At 57.9% G+C, this 17,718-nt stretch carries 19 protein-coding genes and 1 other RNA gene; 8 read left to right on the top strand and 12 right to left on the bottom strand.

Translation table 11 applies throughout. From position 1 onward, the window contains the following. Positions 1–27 precede the first annotated feature (27 nt). A complete protein-coding gene (aroQ, locus tag K8I84_RS10210) occupies positions 28–465 on the bottom strand; it encodes a type II 3-dehydroquinate dehydratase (RefSeq protein ID WP_223794657.1) in 438 nt (145 codons plus the stop codon). Positions 466–740: 275 nt separating this feature from the next. Next, a complete protein-coding gene (locus tag K8I84_RS10205; protein ID WP_223794656.1) occupies positions 741–2,354 on the bottom strand; it encodes a diguanylate cyclase in 1,614 nt (537 codons plus the stop codon). A 198-nt stretch (positions 2,355–2,552) separates the two neighbouring features. Here K8I84_RS10205 and K8I84_RS10200 point away from each other — a divergent pair, with 198 nt between their 5' ends. Together K8I84_RS10200 and K8I84_RS10195 are read left to right on the top strand one after the other, a co-directional pair. Next, positions 2,553–4,538 (top strand): EAL domain-containing protein, encoded by a 1,986-nt coding sequence (locus K8I84_RS10200; RefSeq protein ID WP_223794655.1) that lies wholly within the window; start codon positions 2,553–2,555, stop codon positions 4,536–4,538. Between the two features lie 21 nt (positions 4,539–4,559). Further along, entirely contained in the window at positions 4,560–5,612 is a 1,053-nt protein-coding gene (locus tag K8I84_RS10195; protein ID WP_223794654.1) for a DUF2333 family protein, read from the top strand. A 68-nt stretch (positions 5,613–5,680) separates the two neighbouring features. Here K8I84_RS10195 and ppa read toward each other — a convergent pair whose 3' ends face one another. The 3 genes from ppa to rpiA form a co-directional block, all read right to left on the bottom strand. Next, the gene (ppa, locus tag K8I84_RS10190; protein ID WP_223794653.1) at positions 5,681–6,208 is read right to left on the bottom strand and encodes an inorganic diphosphatase; all 528 of its coding nucleotides are present in this window, start codon (positions 6,206–6,208) and stop codon (positions 5,681–5,683) included. Between the two features lie 107 nt (positions 6,209–6,315). Beyond that, the gene (locus K8I84_RS10185; RefSeq protein WP_223794652.1) at positions 6,316–7,455 is read right to left on the bottom strand and encodes an acyl-CoA dehydrogenase family protein; all 1,140 of its coding nucleotides are present in this window, start codon (positions 7,453–7,455) and stop codon (positions 6,316–6,318) included. 130 nt (positions 7,456–7,585) lie between these two features. Next, positions 7,586–8,263: a ribose-5-phosphate isomerase RpiA gene (gene rpiA / locus K8I84_RS10180; protein ID WP_223794651.1), complete on the bottom strand. Its 678-nt coding sequence runs from the start codon at positions 8,261–8,263 to the stop codon at positions 7,586–7,588. Positions 8,264–8,398: 135 nt separating this feature from the next. On the opposite strand from rpiA, the gene ilvA reads away from it, so the two are divergent. Both ilvA and K8I84_RS10170 read left to right on the top strand, forming a co-directional pair. Beyond that, positions 8,399–9,931 carry a threonine ammonia-lyase, biosynthetic gene (gene ilvA, locus K8I84_RS10175; protein WP_223794650.1) on the top strand — a complete coding sequence of 511 codons (1,533 nt, stop codon included), beginning with the start codon at positions 8,399–8,401 and terminating at the stop codon, positions 9,929–9,931. Positions 9,932–10,100: 169 nt separating this feature from the next. Beyond that, on the top strand, positions 10,101–10,265 hold the full coding sequence (locus K8I84_RS10170) for a hypothetical protein (protein ID WP_223794649.1): 165 nt from the start codon (positions 10,101–10,103) through the stop codon (positions 10,263–10,265). Here the strand turns inward: K8I84_RS10170 and K8I84_RS10165 are convergent. Next, positions 10,235–10,882 (bottom strand): 5-formyltetrahydrofolate cyclo-ligase, encoded by a 648-nt coding sequence (locus tag K8I84_RS10165; RefSeq protein WP_411722676.1) that lies wholly within the window; start codon positions 10,880–10,882, stop codon positions 10,235–10,237. The two genes, K8I84_RS10170 and K8I84_RS10165, sit on opposite strands and share 31 nt — an antisense overlap. 246 nt (positions 10,883–11,128) lie before the next feature. Here K8I84_RS10165 and K8I84_RS10160 point away from each other — a divergent pair, with 246 nt between their 5' ends. Beyond that, entirely contained in the window at positions 11,129–11,449 is a 321-nt protein-coding gene (locus tag K8I84_RS10160; protein ID WP_223794647.1) for a hypothetical protein, read from the top strand. 193 nt (positions 11,450–11,642) lie between these two features. Here the strand turns inward: K8I84_RS10160 and ssrS are convergent. The 5 genes from ssrS to K8I84_RS10135 all read right to left on the bottom strand — a co-directional run bounded on the left by ssrS (position 11,643) and on the right by K8I84_RS10135 (position 14,494). Beyond that, positions 11,643–11,823, bottom strand: a non-coding RNA gene (ssrS, locus tag K8I84_RS10155) — 6S RNA. A 79-nt stretch (positions 11,824–11,902) separates the two neighbouring features. After that, positions 11,903–12,196 (bottom strand): cell division protein ZapA, encoded by a 294-nt coding sequence (locus tag K8I84_RS10150; RefSeq protein WP_223794646.1) that lies wholly within the window; start codon positions 12,194–12,196, stop codon positions 11,903–11,905. Next, on the bottom strand, positions 12,196–12,402 hold the full coding sequence (locus K8I84_RS10145; protein ID WP_223794645.1) for a TIGR02449 family protein: 207 nt from the start codon (positions 12,400–12,402) through the stop codon (positions 12,196–12,198). Before K8I84_RS10145 ends, K8I84_RS10150 begins: the two co-directional genes overlap by 1 nt. A 101-nt stretch (positions 12,403–12,503) precedes the next feature. Next, the gene (locus K8I84_RS10140; RefSeq protein WP_223794644.1) at positions 12,504–13,778 is read right to left on the bottom strand and encodes an ABC transporter permease; all 1,275 of its coding nucleotides are present in this window, start codon (positions 13,776–13,778) and stop codon (positions 12,504–12,506) included. Further along, positions 13,775–14,494, bottom strand: a complete 720-nt coding sequence (locus K8I84_RS10135) for an ABC transporter ATP-binding protein (protein ID WP_223794643.1) — start codon at positions 14,492–14,494, stop codon at positions 13,775–13,777. Before K8I84_RS10135 ends, K8I84_RS10140 begins: the two co-directional genes overlap by 4 nt. 90 nt (positions 14,495–14,584) lie before the next feature. Here K8I84_RS10135 and K8I84_RS10130 point away from each other — a divergent pair, with 90 nt between their 5' ends. After that, complete coding sequence (locus K8I84_RS10130; protein WP_411722675.1) at positions 14,585–15,094, top strand: DUF3299 domain-containing protein; 510 nt, start codon at positions 14,585–14,587, stop codon at positions 15,092–15,094. Between the two features lie 9 nt (positions 15,095–15,103). On the opposite strand, the gene K8I84_RS10125 is transcribed toward K8I84_RS10130, so the two are convergent. Then, on the bottom strand, positions 15,104–15,634 hold the full coding sequence (locus K8I84_RS10125; RefSeq protein WP_223794642.1) for a ZrgA family zinc uptake protein: 531 nt from the start codon (positions 15,632–15,634) through the stop codon (positions 15,104–15,106). 135 nt (positions 15,635–15,769) lie between these two features. Here K8I84_RS10125 and K8I84_RS10120 point away from each other — a divergent pair, with 135 nt between their 5' ends. Together K8I84_RS10120 and pepP are read left to right on the top strand one after the other, a co-directional pair. Beyond that, positions 15,770–16,369: a UPF0149 family protein gene (locus K8I84_RS10120; RefSeq protein ID WP_223794641.1), complete on the top strand. Its 600-nt coding sequence runs from the start codon at positions 15,770–15,772 to the stop codon at positions 16,367–16,369. A 27-nt stretch (positions 16,370–16,396) separates the two neighbouring features. Further along, positions 16,397–17,716 (top strand): Xaa-Pro aminopeptidase, encoded by a 1,320-nt coding sequence (gene pepP, locus K8I84_RS10115; RefSeq protein WP_223794640.1) that lies wholly within the window; start codon positions 16,397–16,399, stop codon positions 17,714–17,716. Positions 17,717–17,718: the final 2 nt, after the last annotated feature.

Raw genomic sequence — 17,718 nt, 5'->3', positions numbered from 1 at the left:
TATTCCGATCCCGTTATATCTGTTCTATCAGTGAAGTCGTTTCAGGGCAGCCTGCAAGGCCAGATCGTAGCCTTGGCTGCCCAGGCCGCAGATAACGCCGTCTGCGATATCTGAAAAATACGAGTGGTGGCGAAAGGCTTCCCGTGCATGAACATTGGATAAATGCACCTCAATGAAAGGAATACCAGACGCCAGCAAGGCGTCGCGCAGGGCGACGCTGGTATGGGTGAAGGCGGCCGGGTTGATGATGATGTAATCCACCCCTTCCGCCTTGGCCTCATGAATACGGTCAATCAGTTCGTACTCGGCGTTGGATTGCAGGTGAAGCAGATGGTGTCCCTGCGTCGAGGCGGCTTCTCGCAGGCGATTGTCAATGTCGTCTAGGGTCTCATGTCCATAAACCTCCGGCTCGCGGGTGCCGAGCATGTTCAGATTCGGGCCATGGAGTACAAGGATAGTCGACATGGAGTGAGGCGCCTTAGTAAGTTTTGCAGGATCACGGAATTTCGCGACATTTTCCTGTAATGGTGAGCAGTTTTTCGGCTCAGATCAATGCTTTTTGGCGGTTTTCGAATGGGCAATTGGTCGTAGCCCGAAGCGAACCAGACCGGGTGCGGCCGGATCTGGTTAGCCCCAGCGGTGCCTATTGTCGGCAAGTGCCGGCCCGGCATCCATACGACGTTGGTTTCATAGCTGTGGGGGGCGCCGGACGCAGGGAGGTGCGCCCGGCCGCGGAATGGTCAGTCTTCGGCGAGGGTGACGCAGTTACGACCCTGATCCTTGGAAGCGTAAAGGGCCTGGTCGGCCCGCTCGCACAACGCCTGAGAGTTTTCTTCTCGCCATTGGGCTATGCCACAGCTGAAGGTCACGTTGAACACCCGTTCACCGGCCGGCTGATGCAGTTCGGCAAAGCGTTCCCGGATTTCGTTGAGGATGTTGCGGGCATCGCTGGGCCGGGTATCCGGCAGGATGATGGCAAACTCCTCGCCACCGTAACGGCCGATGTGGTCGGTTTTGCGCAGTCGCTGTTTAAGGAACATCGAAAGGCTGCGCAGGACCCGGTCACCAATTGGGTGGCCGAAGGTGTCGTTGATCTTCTTGAAGTAATCGATGTCGATCATGCCAAAGCACAGGGGGTGTTGTTTCTGCTTGGCCTTGCTGATTTCCTGATCCAGCAGTTGCAGCGTATGAGTGTGATTGTACAGGCCGGTCAGGCTGTCTCGAATCATCAGCGCCAGCAGTGAGCGTGCCCGGCGACCCCTGTTATGGATGGTGGCGATCAGATGCTTGGGATCGATCGGCTTGGTCAGGAAGTCGTCGCCGCCGAGACTCATGGCATGTAACTGCTTGCTGACGTCGTCCTCGGCGGACAGGTAAATGATCGGTACGCTGTGCAGCTTGTCCTGCTGGCGGATCACCCGGGCGATTTCCATGCCGGTACAGCCCGGCATGTACATGTCCAGGATGATGATCTCGGGGGGGAACTCCTCCAGGGCATGCATGATCTGCATTGGGTCGGTAATGACGTGCGGGTTCATGCCGGCCTTGGTCAGTACCGTTTCCATGTATTTGGCCTGGGCCCGGGAGTCATCCAGCACCAGCACCCGATAGGGATCTACCGTATTGCCGTAGGTGTAGGTTTCGATTTTTTCGATCAGCTGCCCCGGGTCGACGGCGGGATAGAAGAACTCTTCACCGCCACAGCGGGAAGCCCGCAGGCGGGTCTCAATACTGCCGTCCTCGTCGCTGACAAAAATGACTGGAATGGCCGTATCGTGACGCTCCTGAAGGTGCTCGATGGTGGACAGCCCCGCATTGGCCTCGCCGCCAAAGTTTACATCCATCAGGATGGTTTCCGGTTTATGCAGCCCGCAGGCTTCGATCAGTTTTTCGGGATCGGTAAAGGCGGCCGCCCGGAAACCGAAGAATTCCAGTTGGCGTACCAGCCGGCCCGACAGATCTTCGCTGGCCAGCGCAATGTAGACCGGGGTGCGCCGGAACTGACGGGGGGGCTGGGTGTTGCCGTGATCGGTACGACGAAGTGTGCTGCGGGAGAGGTTTTCAATGGCGTCATGGAGCGTCTGGCTCAGGGTGTCGTCGAGGGTTGTCTCCTCGGGCCAGGTCCGGATCAGATCGAGGATTCGGGTGCCGGACTCGGCATGGTTCGCCATTTCGAAGCGCTGTGCATACCGCACCAGCTTGTCGGTGGCTGCGAAGAAGTCCGAGCGATGGGCGCTGGATCCTTTCAGGTCCGAGTGAATTTTCTGCCAGGTATCCAGAACAACCCTTGCCTGTGTTGTCACACGTCGCGCGAAATGCTGCCTGAGTTTTTCTTTCTGGCTCTCGTCGTTCATTGTGTTCCGGCCTATTTCTTTTTTATTAGGTCCTTGTCCACTCCCACTCGGACAATTTTCCCCGTCAGTCCTTTGTTCAGAGTCTATAGTGTTTACTTATGTGGGCGCAGGTTGTTCTGTGTAAATCTTTGTCAACCGCCCGGAGTAAGTCACATTTCTGCCGGTCGGCTGGCCCTCAATCAGCCAGAGTATTCATGAATGGTGGTTAACCGGGCTCCCAGTCATCAAACGCAGCGTGGGGCTGTTTCCCTGCGCGTCATCCTTCTGCTATTTACTGGCGCCTTGCTGCTGCTGGTACTTGCTGTTGGCTTTGTGTCCAGCTTCGGCTACTTCCGTTCCTATGTGTCGGAGCAGTTAGCTGAGCATGCCCAGGATGGCGCCACAGCAGTTGGCTTGTCGCTTTCCAACGCCATCGACGGTCGGGATCCGGTGGCTTCAGCGTCACTGATCGACGCTGTGTTTGACAGTGGCCACTACCAGTCGGTGCGCTACCTGGATCTCAACGGTGAGGAAATCGCCGGTCGCGTCCTGCCTATGTCAGAAATGCCCACGCCAGGCTGGTTCCAGTCACTGGCAGACCTGGATCTGACGCCGGGACAGGCCGAGGTGGTGCAGGGCTGGAGCCGGCTGGGCACGGTGGAGGTGGTCAGTAACCCGCAAAGGGCCTACCAGGACTTGTGGCGCATCACCCTGGGGTTGGTCATCGGAACCCTGGTGATTGGCGGCCTCGGCCTGTTGGGATTGTTTTTACTGCTTACCCGTGCGCTCAGGCCTTTGCGTGCACTGGAACAGCATGCCAAGGCCCTGAGTCAGAGGAATTTCCGAAATCGGGTCACTGCCCAGTCTACCCGCGAGCTTAATCAGGTGACCTCGGCCATGAACCAGATGACGGACGACCTCGGTCGGTTGTTCGATGGACAGGGCAAGCTGATCGCCCATTTGCGCCGGGTCAATAACGAAGACCCCATCACCGGGTTGTCCAGCCAGCGGGCTTTTGATCAGCGCCTGAAAACCGAAGTGGAATCGGAGGAACGCTCGGCTCCGGGTGTCCTGGTGTTGCTGCAGTTGGCGGGTTTTTCGGAGTATAACCAGACCTTTGGCCGTAACGAGGCCAATCGCCTGCTGTCATCCATGGCGAAGTCCATCGGTGCCTTTGTGGCCGCGCACGCGGGTTCCTTTGCCGGCCGGCGCAACGGTGCCGAGTTCTCGATCTACATACCCGGTGTACTGCCTGCCGATGCGAAAATCTGGTGTGGTGAGCTGCTCAGGCAACTGGACGGACTCTATGCCGATCTCGCCACGCCCATGGACGTGGCGGTTCATGCCGGGGTGGCACCGACCGGAGTAGAGCGGGGCATTCGCGAGATGCTGGCCTCGGCGGATGAGGCGCTGCGGGCGGCGCAGGAGCGAGGCGACACCGGTTGTGTGCTGTCCGAGCCAGACAGCGAAGGGCACCACAATCTGGAGACCTGGCGGGCCATCATCAGTCAGGCCATTCGTGAGCAGAGTCTGGTCCTGTGGATGCAGCCAATGATCAGCGAAGGTCAGGCGGAGCCCGTGTATTACCAGGTATTCTCCCGCCTCGACGGGCCTGAGGTCGCCCTGAAGGCCAGTGCCTTCGTGCCCCTGGCAGAGCGTTTCGGCCTGATCGCCGATATTGACCGTCAGGTGGTCCGGAAGGTGCTCACCCATCTGGCGAGGGAGCAGGAGCGCGGTCTGGCTATTTCGCTGGGCGGCGCGTCCGTGGCGAGTGAGGCTTTTCGGGATAACTTACTGTCGATGCTGTCAGACGCCGGTGAAGAGCGCGTCAACCTGTGGGTGGGTATCTCCGAGCATACCATTCACCATCACCGCACCGAGGCGGGCATTCTGGTGAAGGCACTGGTTCGCCTCGGTGTGCCGGTGCTGGTGGACCGCTTCGGTGTGGGCGGCGTGCCCTTCAGTTACCTGAGGAACCTGCCCGTGCAGGCGTTGCGCATCGACAACACCTTCGTCCACGATATCGACACCCATGACGATAATCGCTTCTATGTGGAATCGGTGCTCTCCATTGCCCATAGCCGTGGTGTGAAAGTGTTTGCCACCGGTGTGGAAACTGCCGCAGAGTACTCGGTACTCACTGAATTGGGTATCGACGGAGCCATGGGTTACCATCTGGGACGACCGTTTGTTGCCGACAACTAATCGATAGGGGAATCGCAGTCTATGCCGGGCAAAATCAGACAGTATTTCAGGGACAAGAAAAACGACGTTCAGGATTACGCCGGCGGAGGCAGCGTGTTCGGAAAATTCGTCATGATTGTCCTGGTGGTGTATCTGCTGGTGACCATTGTCCTGGGCATGTTCTGGAGCAGTGAGCCGGATACCTTCTCGGTGCGCGAGCACACCCGGTCTCTGGCCAACAGCATGGATCGCGAACCGATCACCGGTTTCGCTACCACGGCCACCCTGATTCGCATCGCAGAAACGCTTCTGGATAAACCCGGCGGCTACATTTATAACGATATTTTCCCCCCCGGGCTCTGGCTCGATAACATGCCGAATTGGGAATACGGTGCCCTGGTGCAGTTGCGTGATTTTTCGCGGGCCATGCGCAAGGACATTAGCCGGTCCCAGAGCCAGTCCGCGGAAGACCGCGACCTGAGCATTGCCGAGCCCCAGTTCCACTTCAATGCTGGTAGCTGGGCGATTCCCTCGACAGAAGCCGAGTACCGTCGTGGTATCCGGGCGCTCAAACGCTACCTGAATCGCCTGTCCGATCCCCAGCAGGCGGATGCCCAGTTCTTCGCCCGGGCGGATAACCTGAGCAACTGGCTGGCGGACCTGGAAACCCGTCTGGGCAGCCTGTCACGCACCCTGGGTGAGAGCATCGGTAAGGCCTCGGTGTCCGATGCCGTAGCCAATGTGTCCGATGAGAATCCGCTGGAAGAGGAAGTGGGTGGCATGTCCGTACAAACCCCCTGGACCGAGATCGACGATGTGTTCTACGAAGCCCGCGGCAGTGCCTGGGCGTTGTTGCACATCTTCCGGGCTATTGAGGTGGACTTTCGTAAGGTCCTGCGAGACAAGAATGCCATGGCGAGCGTAAAGCAGGTAATCATCGAGTTGGAGGGCGCCAACAGCTCCATGTGGAGCCCGGTCGTGCTGAATGGCAGTGGCTTCGGCGTGCTGGCGAATCATTCCCTGACCATGGCGGCCTACCTGTCTCGGGCCAACGCAGCGATCAGTGATATGCGTGACTTGCTGTCCCGGGGCTGACAAAGCGAATAAACAGGTATGAAAAAACCGGGCAGATGCCCGGTTTTTTTGTGCCGAGTGCGGCCCGATCAGCCGTTGTAGGCCTTGATTGAGTCCTCAATGGCCTTCTTGGCAGCGGCGGCGTTGTCCCAGCCCTGCACCTTGACCCACTTGCCCGGCTCAAGGGTTTTGTAGTTTTCGAAGAAGTGCTGGATCTGGTTGCGCAGCAGTTCCGGCAGATCGTCGATTTCCTTGATGTCGTGGTAGGTGGTGGTCAGCTTGTCGTGAGGAACGGCAACCAGCTTGGCGTCGCCACCGGCTTCGTCTTCCATGTTCAGAACGCCGACCGGACGGCAGCGGATCACGGAACCGGCCTGTACCGGGTACGGAGTAACAACCAGCACGTCCAGTGGGTCGCCGTCGTCAGCCAGGGTGTGCGGGATGAAGCCGTAGTTGGCCGGGTAGAACATCGGCGTGGCCATGAAACGGTCGACCAGCAGGGCGCCCATGTCCTTGTCCAGCTCGTACTTGACCGGGGAGCTGTTGGCCGGGATTTCAATAGCGACGTAGATATCTTCAGGCGGGTTCTTGCCTGCGGGGATGTTTGCAAATTGCATAGTTAATCCTTCCTGGCGTGTAAGTCTTGAATGTGACTGCGGTAAAAAGAGGCCGATAATTATACGGCAGTCTCAGGAAGTTCGAAACCAAACCGTCGGGCGCAGCCCTAAAGCCTGAGCTGCTTGGCTATCAGTTCCTTCATAATTTCGGTGGTGCCGCCGCCAATGGACAGGATCTTGGCATCCCGGTACAGGCGCTCGACCACCGACTCCCGCATGTAACCCATGCCGCCGAATACCTGAACGGCCTCCCGGGTGACGTTTTCGCACACCTCGACCGCAAAGTTCTTGGCCATGGCCACCTGCTTGATCGGGTTCTTGCCGGCCTGCATCAAAGCAGCGCAGCGATAGGCGTATTCCCGGGCCACATCGATCTGTGTCGCCATATCCACCAGCTTGTGGCGGGTGACCTGGAAGCCGCTCAGGTTACGGCCAAAAGCCTGGCGCTGGCCGGCATAGTCCAGGGCTGCTTCGTAGGCCAGCTGGGCGGTCATGTACGCCATTACCGACAGGCTCAGGCGTTCGGCCAGGAAGTTGCTCATGATGGCAATGAAACCGCCATTCTCGGCACCGATCAGGCGGTCCGCGGGTACCCGACAATCCTCGAAGAACAGCTCCGCGGTGTCACTTGCCCACCAGCCCATCTTGCGTAGCTTCTTGCCGGTCGAAAAGCCAGGGGTGTCCCGGTCAATCAGTAACAGGCTGATGCCGTTGTGGCCTGCGTCGCCGGTGCGCACCGCGACCGTATAATGATCGGCCCGGTGCCCGCTGGTAATAAACGTTTTGCTGCCGTTGACGACAAAATGGTCGCCATCCCGCACGGCACGGGTTTTCAGATTCGCCACGTCTGATCCGCCGCCGGGTTCGGTGATGGCCAGTGCGGCAATGTTATCACCGCTCAGTACGGCTGGAACCACCTGCTCGCGAACGGCGGGTTGCGCCCATTTCACGACGGGTGGCAGAGCAATGTCCAGAGAACCGAGGCTGGCCACCAGACCGCCCGAGGTGGAACGCATCAATTCCTCTGAAACAGCCACTCTCAGGAAAATATCATTCTCACCGCTGCCGCCGAGAGCCTCCGGATAGCCAATGCCCAGTAGGCCGGCTTTTCCAGCCTTCTGGTAAAGCTCGCGGGGAAACTCCCCGGCCTCTTCCCAGTCGTCGATATAGGGTAGGACTTCGGTGTTGATGAATTTTTGTGCGCTCAGACGGGCTTGCTCGTGGAGATCGTTGAAGTACTCGGCCACGGTGACGGTCCCTCGTTGATGTGCGTATGCAGGAGTGTTGCTCAAAGTAGTGTGCCAAGCAAGCGCTTGGTTTGGTGTTTAGGGCTAAAAAAGCCGGCATAGCAGCCGGCTTTTTACGAAATTGATGGGGCTAGCTATCGGCAGTGATGGTTTTCACTGCATTGGCTGTGCCGAGTAGCAGGATGTCTGCCGGCCGACGGGCAAACAGGCCGTTGGTCACCACGCCAACGATGTTGTTGATCTTGTTTTCCATATCCAGCGGTCGGGAAAGATCCAGATTGTGAACGTCGATAATGATGTTGCCGTTATCGGTCACTACGCCTTCCCGGTAGACCGGGTCGCCGCCGAGTTTGACGATTTCACGCCCTACATGGCTGCGCGCCATGGGGATGACTTCCACCGGGAGTGGAAAAGCCCCGAGGACGCCGACCATTTTGGATTCGTCGGCTATGCAGATGAAGGTTTTGGCGACGGCCGCTACGATTTTTTCGCGGGTCAGGGCCGCACCGCCGCCCTTGATCAGTTCCAGGTGTTCGTTGGTCTCGTCGGCACCATCCACGTAGAATTCCAGAGAACCCGCGCTGTTCAGGTCGTACACCGGGATGCCATGGCTTTTCAGGCGTTCTGCTGTGGCTTCCGAGCTGGCGACGGCGCCATCAAAATCGGTTTTGTGTTCCGCCAGCAGGTCGATGAAAAAGTTCGCAGTGCTTCCGGTGCCTACGCCAATAATGCTGTCGCTGTCCAGCTTGGGGGCAATGTAATCCACGGCGGCCTGGGCCACGGCTTTTTTCAGTTCGTCCTGGTTCATTTTGAACTCCGGCAGCAAATCAATGTGAGTTTGACGTCATTATAGCCCTTCGGCGTGCCCAGCTTATAGACGGCTATGGTGCAAACTTTCTACACTGTGCGTTTTTACAATCACTTACGCTTAACCGGAACTGTTATGCCGCAACGCTATATCAAGAAGATTCTCGATGCGCGGGTTTATGATGTCGCCAACGAGACACCGCTGACGGAAGCCCGCAGTTTGTCCAAGCGCTTTGCCAACAATATTTTTCTCAAGCGCGAAGACCTTCAGCCGGTGTTTTCTTTCAAGATTCGCGGCGCCTACAACCGGATTGCCCAGTTGTCAGAGGAACAGAAGGCGCGGGGGGTGATCTGTGCCTCGGCCGGTAACCATGCCCAGGGCGTGGCGCTGGCGGCCAAGAAACTGGGCATCAAGGCGGTGATTGTGATGCCCCAGACCACGCCGGAGATCAAGGTGCGGTCGGTACGTGATCATGGTGCAAAGGTGGTGCTCAAGGGCGACGCTTTCGATGAGGCCGCAGCCCACGCCCAGGAGCTGTTGCAAAAACACGGCTACACCTATATCCCGCCCTACGATGATCCCGATGTGATTGCCGGGCAGGGCACTGTGGCCATGGAGATCATGTGGCAGTTCAGCAAGCCAATTCACGCGATCTTTATCTGTGTCGGCGGTGGCGGTCTGATTGCAGGCATGGCGGCCTACATCAAGTATCTGCGTCCCGAGGTGAAAGTCATCGGTGTGGAGCCGGAGGATTCCAACTGCCTGCAAGCGGCCATGCAGGCGGGCGAACGGGTGGTGCTGGACGAAGTGGGCATCTTCGCCGACGGCGTGGCGGTGAAGCAGATCGGCGAATACCCGTGGGAGATCTGCAAGGATCACGTGGATGAAGTTATCACCGTGTCCACAGATGAAATCTGCGCAGCCATCAAGGACGTGTTTGAGGACACCCGCTCCATTGCCGAACCTGCCGGAGCGTTGGGTGTCGCCGGTATCAAGAAATACATCGAGCGTGAACAGATCGAAGGCGAGAATCTGATTGCCACTCTCAGTGGTGCCAACATGAACTTTGATCGCCTGCGGTACGTGTCCGAGCGCACCGAGGTGGGCGAGAAGCGCGAGGCCATTCTGGCGGTCACCATTCCGGAAAAGCCGGGAGCGTTCAAAACGTTTATCAACGCGCTGCACAAGCGCAACATCACCGAGTTCAACTACCGTTATTCGGACTCTGCGGAAGCAACCATCTTTGTTGGCGTGCAGATTGAGGCGGGTGGCCATGGTCGTGAGGAACTGGTTCATGACCTGCGGGAAACGGGCTACGGCGTCATTGACCTCACCGATAGTGACCTGGCCAAGCAGCACATCCGCCATATGGTGGGCGGCCATGCGCCGAATATTGGCGAAGAGCAGGTATTCCAGTTCGAGTTTCCCGAGCGCCCGGGCGCGCTGATGAAATTCCTCAGTTCTCTGGGTACCCGCTGGAACATCTCCATGTTCCATTACCGCAATCACGGAGCGGCCTACAGTCGGGTGCTGCTGGGTGCTCAGGTGGCGGCTGATGAAGTGTCCGATTTCGAGAAGATGCTCGACAAGGTCGGATTCCGCTACGAAAACATGACCGATAACGATGCCTACCGGCTGTTCCTGGGCGCTGGCAACGGTAAGGGGTAAGTGGCGTCAGTCGGGGCAGGGGGGTAGTCAAAAAATTACCGCTCTGTAACCCGCCAAGAATTGCCAATGTGAAGATACGTGTTAATCTTTGTTTTAATTCTGAGAAGTTTCTGTAGCTTACTGTTTTTCAGATAATTCTAATCACAAAAATCTGAAGGAAGCACGCACCATGGGCGCCAAGCCTGACATCATCAAGGCCATTGTGCTGATCTTTGCCGTAGGGCTGGTTATCAGTGGCTTCACATCCATCGAGTTTTCCGAAAAGGCATCAACCGCGCAGGCGGGCCTGGGACCAGTGACACTTCAGTCTGTCGAGGATCGCCTGAATCGGTAACGTTGTTGGTCGGTGACCACGCCGTGCAGGGGAATGTCCCAGGGTTCGATGGGCAGTCGGTCAACGCGCTGGAACTCGTGAGCCAGTCCAATCAGCTTCGGAGCCATTGCCGGTCGTAAGCGGCTGAAGGCAAAGGTCCGGTCGTAGAACCCTCCACCCATGCCAAGGCGGCCGCCTTTGGCATCGAATCCCACCAGTGGAAACAGAACCGCATCCAGGGCCCAGGCGGGCCGGGTCATCTGCGGCTGAAACGTCGGTTCCGGTATGCCAAACCGGTTCGGAAACAGTTTCGTCTGTTCATCAAATCGCATGAAACTCAGTTTGCCATCGTGAATCGGATGCAAAACTGGCAGGTAAAACTGTCCCTGCCGCCGGTGAGCCATTTGCATGAATATGCGCGGGTCTATCTCGCCATCGTTGGGCAGATATATCGCAATGTGTTTTGCCCGAATCAGGTCGGGATGGGTCAGCAGGTTAAGGGCCAAGTTGTTGGCGGCATCCCGCTGGGCGTTGGCGGTCAGGGAGCGTCGCTGACGGCGCAAAGACTTGCGCAACTGGGCGCGGTTTGGCTTGTCCGGATGATCGTCAAACGGTTGGGGCGTGGTGAGGTGAGTCAAAATAAAGCTTCCGGGGCTGCTCTGATTCGGTTGCCCCTGAATGCAAGGTTCAGGGATTGGCTGATTGTGACGCTTCAAAGTGTCTTCAGGATCGGTTTTCCGGTCGTTGTTTGTGATCTGTTTCATAAATTTGAAACATAAATCGGAGCGTGATCCCGCTAAAAGCTCCTGATCAATAGTGTGAGCTATTTTTAGTTTAATAGAACACGGTAGAGAATAAGAAAGAAGTACGTTAGAGAGGAATATATGTTTGCAAGTATTCGCATGACATTCGGCTTTAACGCTGCATTAACAGCTCTTGGCATTGATCCGGCGAAGATTGATTTATCGTTCCGAAGGTGCGTTCAAAGCATGGCACTTGAGGAAGGATACAATGCAAAGGAGGCGGCTACCTTCATGTTCTATCAGCTGCCCTTGGGGAGAGTTCCCCTGGATACTGAGTTAAAGATGTTGGCTTGGGTCTCTCAAGGGAAAATGAGATCGGACGTTATTGAGAAAGCCCAGCGCGCCGAAATTCAAGTCATGCTCCCATTGGAGGAAGTTGGGCATTTGGATCTAAGCCGTTAGAAGTTCCGTTTGCTGTGGCTACCAGATCCCAAAACTCAACTGTTAGGTTTCTTGAGGCGACTTGTTGTGCACGAGAGAGGTGCTGGCGCTGAGATCTACCGCTGGCTTTGACGCACTGAACCCTACCTTTTGTGCCAGTTCAGTGTTGAGTGCAGGCCGTAAATAACCGCTTTTGATTAACTGGTTGAAAAATAAGCTTCCCGGGCTGCCGTTGTCGGATGTGGCCCTTGAACCCAAAGTTCAAGGTCGGTGGCCGCTGTGACATATTAGGCTTTCCCCTTGTGGGGACGTGCTCACAATGCCCTGAAGTAGCCACCTGGGTAGTGCGCATCGGCTCGAGGACGTATCCGACCCGTCGAACAGCCCAGGAAGTTGGGATCATTATACGGGTAGCCCCCGGGCTTGATGCAATAGCTGTTTCGGGAAGCCTCGATGCACACAAACTATTGGCGGTTATTCGGAAGGCTTGCCGAGCGCGCTGTCGAGTTTGCTGTCCATGGACTCGAGAATGGATTTGGTGGCCCCGGACATGCTGTCCTGTTCAAGCAGCTCGTGGGTGATGTTGAGCGCCGCCATGACCGCAATGCGCTCGGTACCGAATACCTTGCCGCTGGCGCGGATTTCACGCATTTTCTTGTCCAGATGCTTGGCAGCCCGGGTCAGCGCGTCTTGTTCTTCTTCCGGGCAGGCGACGAGGTATTCCTTGTCGAGAATTTTGACCTCAACGGTGGTGGGTTCCTGAGACATCAGTGGTGCTCCAGCGCCCGCAGGCGGCCAATCATGGCTTCGATCTTGTTCTTGGCAAGATCATTCTTCTGCATCAGTTGGGCTCGCTCCCGATTCCAGTCGTCCTGAAGCTGTCGCAGGGCAGCGTTGTCTTGCTCCAGTTTCTGGCAGTGTTCAATCAGCTTGTCCAGCTTGTCCGCTAATGCTTGTACATCGGACTGTTCCATTATACGTCCAGCATTGTTGTTGAGGATGCAACTAACTATAAGTTGGTACGCTAAGTCGGTCAATTTACAGGAAGGTTAAAGACTTGGCGCCGTGACTCCCGTCACTCGCCAGGTGCACTTCCTAGTGTGATCGAGCGGCTTCGAAACCAGGCTCCAAGCGCCGGAATGAGCCCAACCAGCCCCGCGACCACCGGAACGGCAGCCAGCAGCATCCATTCGGACGTGTTCAGTGGGCGCAGGCGAATCTGCAGGCCGTATTGGCTCTGTAACCAGGGGCCAAGGGCTGACACCAGCAGGGCGCTGAGCGCCAGGGCGAGGGCGCAGGCAACAAGACCCAGCACGACGCACTCGAAAACCTGGAGTGCGGCAATGAGGCGGGGGGATGCTCCGGTGGCCCTCAGAATCGAGATTTCATGGGCGCGCTGCGCCTGAATCGAGAGCAGAACGGCCACCAGTCCGATAAAGCTGGTGATAATTACCAGTCCGGTGATGGCCAGGAGCACGTTTTCGAACTGCCCCATCAGTCGCCAAAGCTCGCTGAGTGCCACGCCCGGCAGGATGGCTGATAGAGGCTCCCGGTTGAACTGGTTGATGTCGCGCTGAACCTGGAATGTCAGCAGGCGCTGTTTCAGGCCCGCGTATGCTGCCGAGAGGTTCGAGGGAGTCAGGTCCCGCTCGGATGCCTGATCCGGCGTGAGGGTGCGCCCCGGGATGGCGACGCCGGACTCCCACCCCACATGCATGGCTTCGATGCCGGCCAGGCTGACGTAGACTGCCTGGTCCACTGGCGTTCCGGTGCTTTCCAGAATGCCGGACACTGTGAACGGTGTTTGTTCGTGGTTGGAGAAACTGGTTCGTCCGGCGCCATGGGACAGCACGATGCTATCCCCGGTGGCGTGTCCGAATTCCCGGGCGACCCGGGCGCCCAGAACCACTTCGAACACGCCCTCAAACCAGCGTCCCTCGCCAAGCTCCAGAGCGGTGCCCTGGCCGTATTGGAAATGCTCCAGGAAGCGGGCGTCGGTTCCCACAACGCGGTAGCCCCGATAGGAATCTCCAAGAGAAATGGGGATCAGCCAGTCAATGCGGGCGTCGTCCTCAAGGCTCTGGAAGGTGTCCCAACTCACATTGTTGGTGGGGTCGCCGATATGGAACACGGTGTACAGCAACAGGTTCAGTTGGCCGCTTCGCGCACCGATAATGAGATCCGTGCCGCTGACGGTGCTGGTGAAGGAGTGCCGGACTTCGGTGCGCAAATACTGGATGCCCAGCAGCAGCGAGATGCTCAGGGTCAGTGTCAGACACACCAGTGCCAGTACCCGGCGCCGATGCCACAGGCTGGCCAGGGCCAGCGATAGCGTCAGGCGAATGTTCATGCGTGGCCTCCGGACAGCTCTACCCGATGGTGAAAATGGCTGGCGAGCCGATGGTCGTGGCTGACAAACAGGACCGAGGTGTTGCGTTTGTCGGCCAGGTTCAGAAGCAATTTCAGGAAACGGTCGCGGTTGTCGGTGTCCAGGGCCGATGTGGGCTCGTCGGCCAGGATGACACCTGGAGCGCCAATCAGGGCCCGTGCGGCCGCGACCCGTTGCTGCTGGCCAATGCTGAGCTGGGTGACCTTTCGGTGCCACAGGCCTTCGGGAATGGCCAGGGCTGAAAGTAATCGGTGCGCCTCTTCGTCCGTGTTTGGCGCTGTGGCCTTGCTGCGCAGCTTCGAGAGCGAGCAGGGCAATGTGACGTTGGCCAGCACGGTCAGGTAAGGCACCAGATTGAACTGCTGGAAAATCACTCCCAGGTGGTTGGCCCGAAAACGGTCCCGGGCACTGGCCGGCAAAGCGGATAGCTCGGTTCCCAGTATCGTGACGCTGCCAGTGACGGGCGCCAGCATGCCGGACAACAGGCTCAGAAAGGTGCTCTTTCCAGCGCCGCTTGGTCCATGCAGAAACAGATGCTCGCCAGCCAGCAGGTGGATGTCAGGGAACGCCAGAGGCTTTTGTCGGGGCTGCCACTGGAATTCCAGTGATCGGGTCTGAATGGCCAGGGTTTCCGTGTCACTTGCCGGTTGAGGGTCTGGCTGTGTCCTGATCTTCATGTTCGAGCGTGTTCGCCTCGTATATGATAGGGACGATCGTGTTATCGAGTTGTCCTTCGCATTGTGGAGATTGCCGTGTTTTTATTCCGGATGCCAAAAAACCAGACGTTTATCATTGTGGCCTTGTTGCTGGCTTTTGGTCTTGGGCTGCCGTCGGCAAGCCGCGCCGAAGTCCCGGAAATTGACTGGCTGGAACTGATGCCCGCCGAGGATCTGGCATTGCTGGAAAATCTGCCAGAGGTAGAGCACGAGGGCGATGGCCCGGCACTGCTGCCGGATGAGATCATGACTGGCCGGGTCGTGCCGGAGATGAATAACACCGAAGGGCGTATTCCCGGTTTCGTCGTACCCCTGAAAACCACCAACGACATGAAGATCCTCGAGTTCTTCCTGGTTCCGTACTATGGCGCCTGTATTCATGTGCCGCCACCCCCGCCCAACCAGATCATCCACGTTCGTTACCCGGAGGGGTTCAAGCTGCAAGCCCTGTACGATGCCGTCTGGGTGGAAGGCAAACTGGTGATCGACCGCACTGAAAACGATCTGGGTACCTCCGCTTACTCCATCGAGGCTGAGTCCGTCACCCTCTACCAGCAGTAAATCAGGGGTTCAGTTCAGGCGGATGCTCTGCTGAGGATCGGTCAGCACCGTGCCCCCTTGCCCTGTGGGCGTTACCCACATGACATCCAGTTCTTCCAGCCCCGGATACTGCTTGAGCAGCGGCGTTGTCAGTTCCGGGGCGTTACCCGTACCCGGGCAGTCGAGTGTCTGGCTGACTTGGATATCACTGTGTTCACCATCGTGATACTGGTGCCCGGCGTATGAGTCTACATCCGGCTCAGATGCCTTCAGGGTGCAGGTACCACTCGGGGTGTTGAGCAATGGGGTGGCGCTCAGCCACTCCGTCACCTCGCGGACAACCGTTTTCTCTTCCTCGGTGTGGGCGGTGTGCTCAAAGCCGAGCAGATTGCCTGCCGGCGACGAGAACACAATGTCCACCTGCGAGTTTTCAATGGCGAATTGAAGCGTGCCATGCCCATGAACATGGGGCGCTTCGGAGGCTGCCATCGCCGTGCCAGAGCCGAGGATGGTGGTCACGCAAAAAGTGGCTAGAAAACGGGATGGTGCTGGTCGTTTCATCGATGGATCTCGGTTGCTTTTGCAATGTTATAACATTTTGCATGGGGCGGAGATAAACGCAAGCGGTTCGTGTTTTAAAGGCCCGTGAATGCTAGGATAGAGCCACCATTCAACAACACAGGATTGTCTTGGTTCATGTCAGAAACCGATACTTCCGGTGCCGCCCGCGCGGCCGAATTTGAGCGCTGGGCAAACGTATTTACGGCGCACCAGGCCTTCAGTCATCCCTCCGAGTTGCACGGAGCCCTGTGCGGTCGCCTGGCCACAGGCTCACGAATTCAGGAGGCCGACTGGCTGGCGATGGTCTGTGAACACATGGGCTTGCCCGAACAGGCCGTTGAAGATTCTGAAGACCTGGCGCCTTTCATGAACAAGGCTTACCAGCAGGCGCTGGCGCTGCTGAGCTCCGCGGACATGAGTTTCCACCCCCTGCTGCCAGACGATGACTACGCCATCGAACAGCGGCTTGAAGCGCTGATTGCCTGGGTGCGGGGTTTCCTCGAAGGTATGGCGCTTACCGCCGGCGCCTCCCTGGGCGAGGCACCGGATGAAATTCGTGAGCTGATCGAGGATATGGTGGCGATCAGCCAGTTGGCCGAAGACGAAGAAGCCGACGAGGAAAGCGAGCAGCAATTGCTGGAAATCACCGAGTACGTCCGGTTGGGCGCGCTGGCGGTGTTCACCGAGTTCAACGCGCCGCCGAAACCGGAGTCCGGTTCCCCGACCCTGCACTGATCCCCGTTCATCATCACTGGAGACCCTATGTCATCCATTGTTCCCGTCAAGGAGTTTGCCGCGCGCCGTCGTAAGCTGATGGACGTTATGGCGCCGGACAGCATTGCCATTTTGCCCGCCGCGCCTGAGCGGGTGCGCAACCGGGACGTCCTGCATCCGTATCGGCAGGACAGCGATTTCTTCTACCTGACCGGGTTTGACGAACCTGACGCGGTGCTGGTGCTGATTCCGGGGCGTGAGCACGGCGAGTCCGTCCTGTTCTGCAAGGAGCGGAACCCGGAAAAGGAATTGTGGGATGGTTTCCTCGCTGGCCCCGAAGGCGCCATCGAGCGCTTTGGTATGGACGACGCGTTTCCGATTTCCGATATCGACGACATCCTGCCGGGCATGCTGGAAGGCAGGAGTCGGATCTATTATCCGCTGGGCAAGGATCATCAGTTCGACACCCGGGTGATGGACTGGGTGAAGAGCCTGCGGGCGAAAGTACGGACCGGGGCCCATCCTCCCGGTGAGTTTGTGTCCCTGGAGCACTTCCTGCACGACCTGCGTCTGTTCAAGAGCGCCAACGAGATCAAGGTAATGGCCAAGGCGGGGGAAATCAGTGCCGAGGCCCACTGTCGTGCCATGAAACGGGCCCGCAAGGGTGGTTTCGAATATCACCTGGAAGCTGAGCTGATCCATACGTTCATGGAACATGGCGCCCGTTCCACCGCCTATCCTTCGATCGTCGGCGGTGGTCCCAACGCCTGCATCCTGCATTACATTGAAAACCGCGCGCCCCTGAAAGAGGGTGACCTGGTGCTGATTGATGCCGGTTGCGAATACCAGTGCTATGCCTCGGATATTACCCGCACTTTTCCGGTCAGCGGCAAGTTCAGTCCGGAACAGCGAGCACTCTACGAGGTAGTGCTGGCAGCCCAGTACGAGGCCATCGATGCGGTGCGCCCCGGAAACCACTGGAACCACTCACACGAAGCCGCCTTGCGGGTGCTGACCCGGGGCCTGATTGACCTGGGCCTGCTCAGCGGAACGGTGGAGGAAGCCATTGCCGGGGAAGCCTACAAGCCCTTCTTCATGCACCGTACAGGCCACTGGCTGGGCATGGACGTTCACGACGTGGGCGACTACAAAGTGGGTGATGCCTGGCGCCAGCTCGAGCCGGGGATGGTGCTGACGGTCGAGCCTGGTCTGTATATTGCGCCGGACAATACCGATGTGGATGAGAAATGGCGTGGTATCGGGATTCGGATTGAAGACGATGTGGTGGTGACTAAGGATGGGTGCCGTGTTCTGACCGACGGGGTACCCAAAACCATCACCGAGATTGAAGCACTGATGGCGGACTGACC

This window comes from Marinobacter sp. F4216, from assembly GCF_019931195.1.
Classification (GTDB): Bacteria; Pseudomonadota; Gammaproteobacteria; order Pseudomonadales; family Oleiphilaceae; genus Marinobacter; species Marinobacter suaedae.
Note: the sequence above shows the minus strand (reverse complement) of the source record. Positions and strands in the feature narration are given on the sequence as shown.

Bases quoted from the DNA above. Each gene is read 5' to 3' on its own strand.
- K8I84_RS10120 (WP_223794641.1), top strand. From the start codon at position 15,770: ATGTCAGAAACCGATACTTCCGGTGCCGCCCGCGCGGCCGAATTTGAG.
- rpiA (WP_223794651.1), bottom strand. From the start codon at position 8,263: ATGAACCAGGACGAACTGAAAAAAGCCGTGGCCCAGGCCGCCGTGGAT.
- aroQ (WP_223794657.1), bottom strand. From the start codon at position 465: ATGTCGACTATCCTTGTACTCCATGGCCCGAATCTGAACATGCTCGGC.
- K8I84_RS10130 (WP_411722675.1), top strand. From the start codon at position 14,585: ATGCCAAAAAACCAGACGTTTATCATTGTGGCCTTGTTGCTGGCTTTT.
- K8I84_RS10125 (WP_223794642.1), bottom strand. From the start codon at position 15,634: ATGAAACGACCAGCACCATCCCGTTTTCTAGCCACTTTTTGCGTGACC.
- K8I84_RS10195 (WP_223794654.1), top strand. From the start codon at position 4,560: ATGCCGGGCAAAATCAGACAGTATTTCAGGGACAAGAAAAACGACGTT.
- K8I84_RS10170 (WP_223794649.1), top strand. From the start codon at position 10,101: ATGGGCGCCAAGCCTGACATCATCAAGGCCATTGTGCTGATCTTTGCC.
- K8I84_RS10205 (WP_223794656.1), bottom strand. From the start codon at position 2,354: ATGAACGACGAGAGCCAGAAAGAAAAACTCAGGCAGCATTTCGCGCGA.
- ppa (WP_223794653.1), bottom strand. From the start codon at position 6,208: ATGCAATTTGCAAACATCCCCGCAGGCAAGAACCCGCCTGAAGATATC.
- pepP (WP_223794640.1), top strand. From the start codon at position 16,397: ATGTCATCCATTGTTCCCGTCAAGGAGTTTGCCGCGCGCCGTCGTAAG.
- K8I84_RS10150 (WP_223794646.1), bottom strand. From the start codon at position 12,196: ATGTCTCAGGAACCCACCACCGTTGAGGTCAAAATTCTCGACAAGGAA.
- K8I84_RS10135 (WP_223794643.1), bottom strand. From the start codon at position 14,494: ATGAAGATCAGGACACAGCCAGACCCTCAACCGGCAAGTGACACGGAA.
- ilvA (WP_223794650.1), top strand. From the start codon at position 8,399: ATGCCGCAACGCTATATCAAGAAGATTCTCGATGCGCGGGTTTATGAT.
- K8I84_RS10160 (WP_223794647.1), top strand. From the start codon at position 11,129: ATGTTTGCAAGTATTCGCATGACATTCGGCTTTAACGCTGCATTAACA.
- K8I84_RS10140 (WP_223794644.1), bottom strand. From the start codon at position 13,778: ATGAACATTCGCCTGACGCTATCGCTGGCCCTGGCCAGCCTGTGGCAT.
- K8I84_RS10145 (WP_223794645.1), bottom strand. From the start codon at position 12,402: ATGGAACAGTCCGATGTACAAGCATTAGCGGACAAGCTGGACAAGCTG.
- K8I84_RS10200 (WP_223794655.1), top strand. From the start codon at position 2,553: ATGGTGGTTAACCGGGCTCCCAGTCATCAAACGCAGCGTGGGGCTGTT.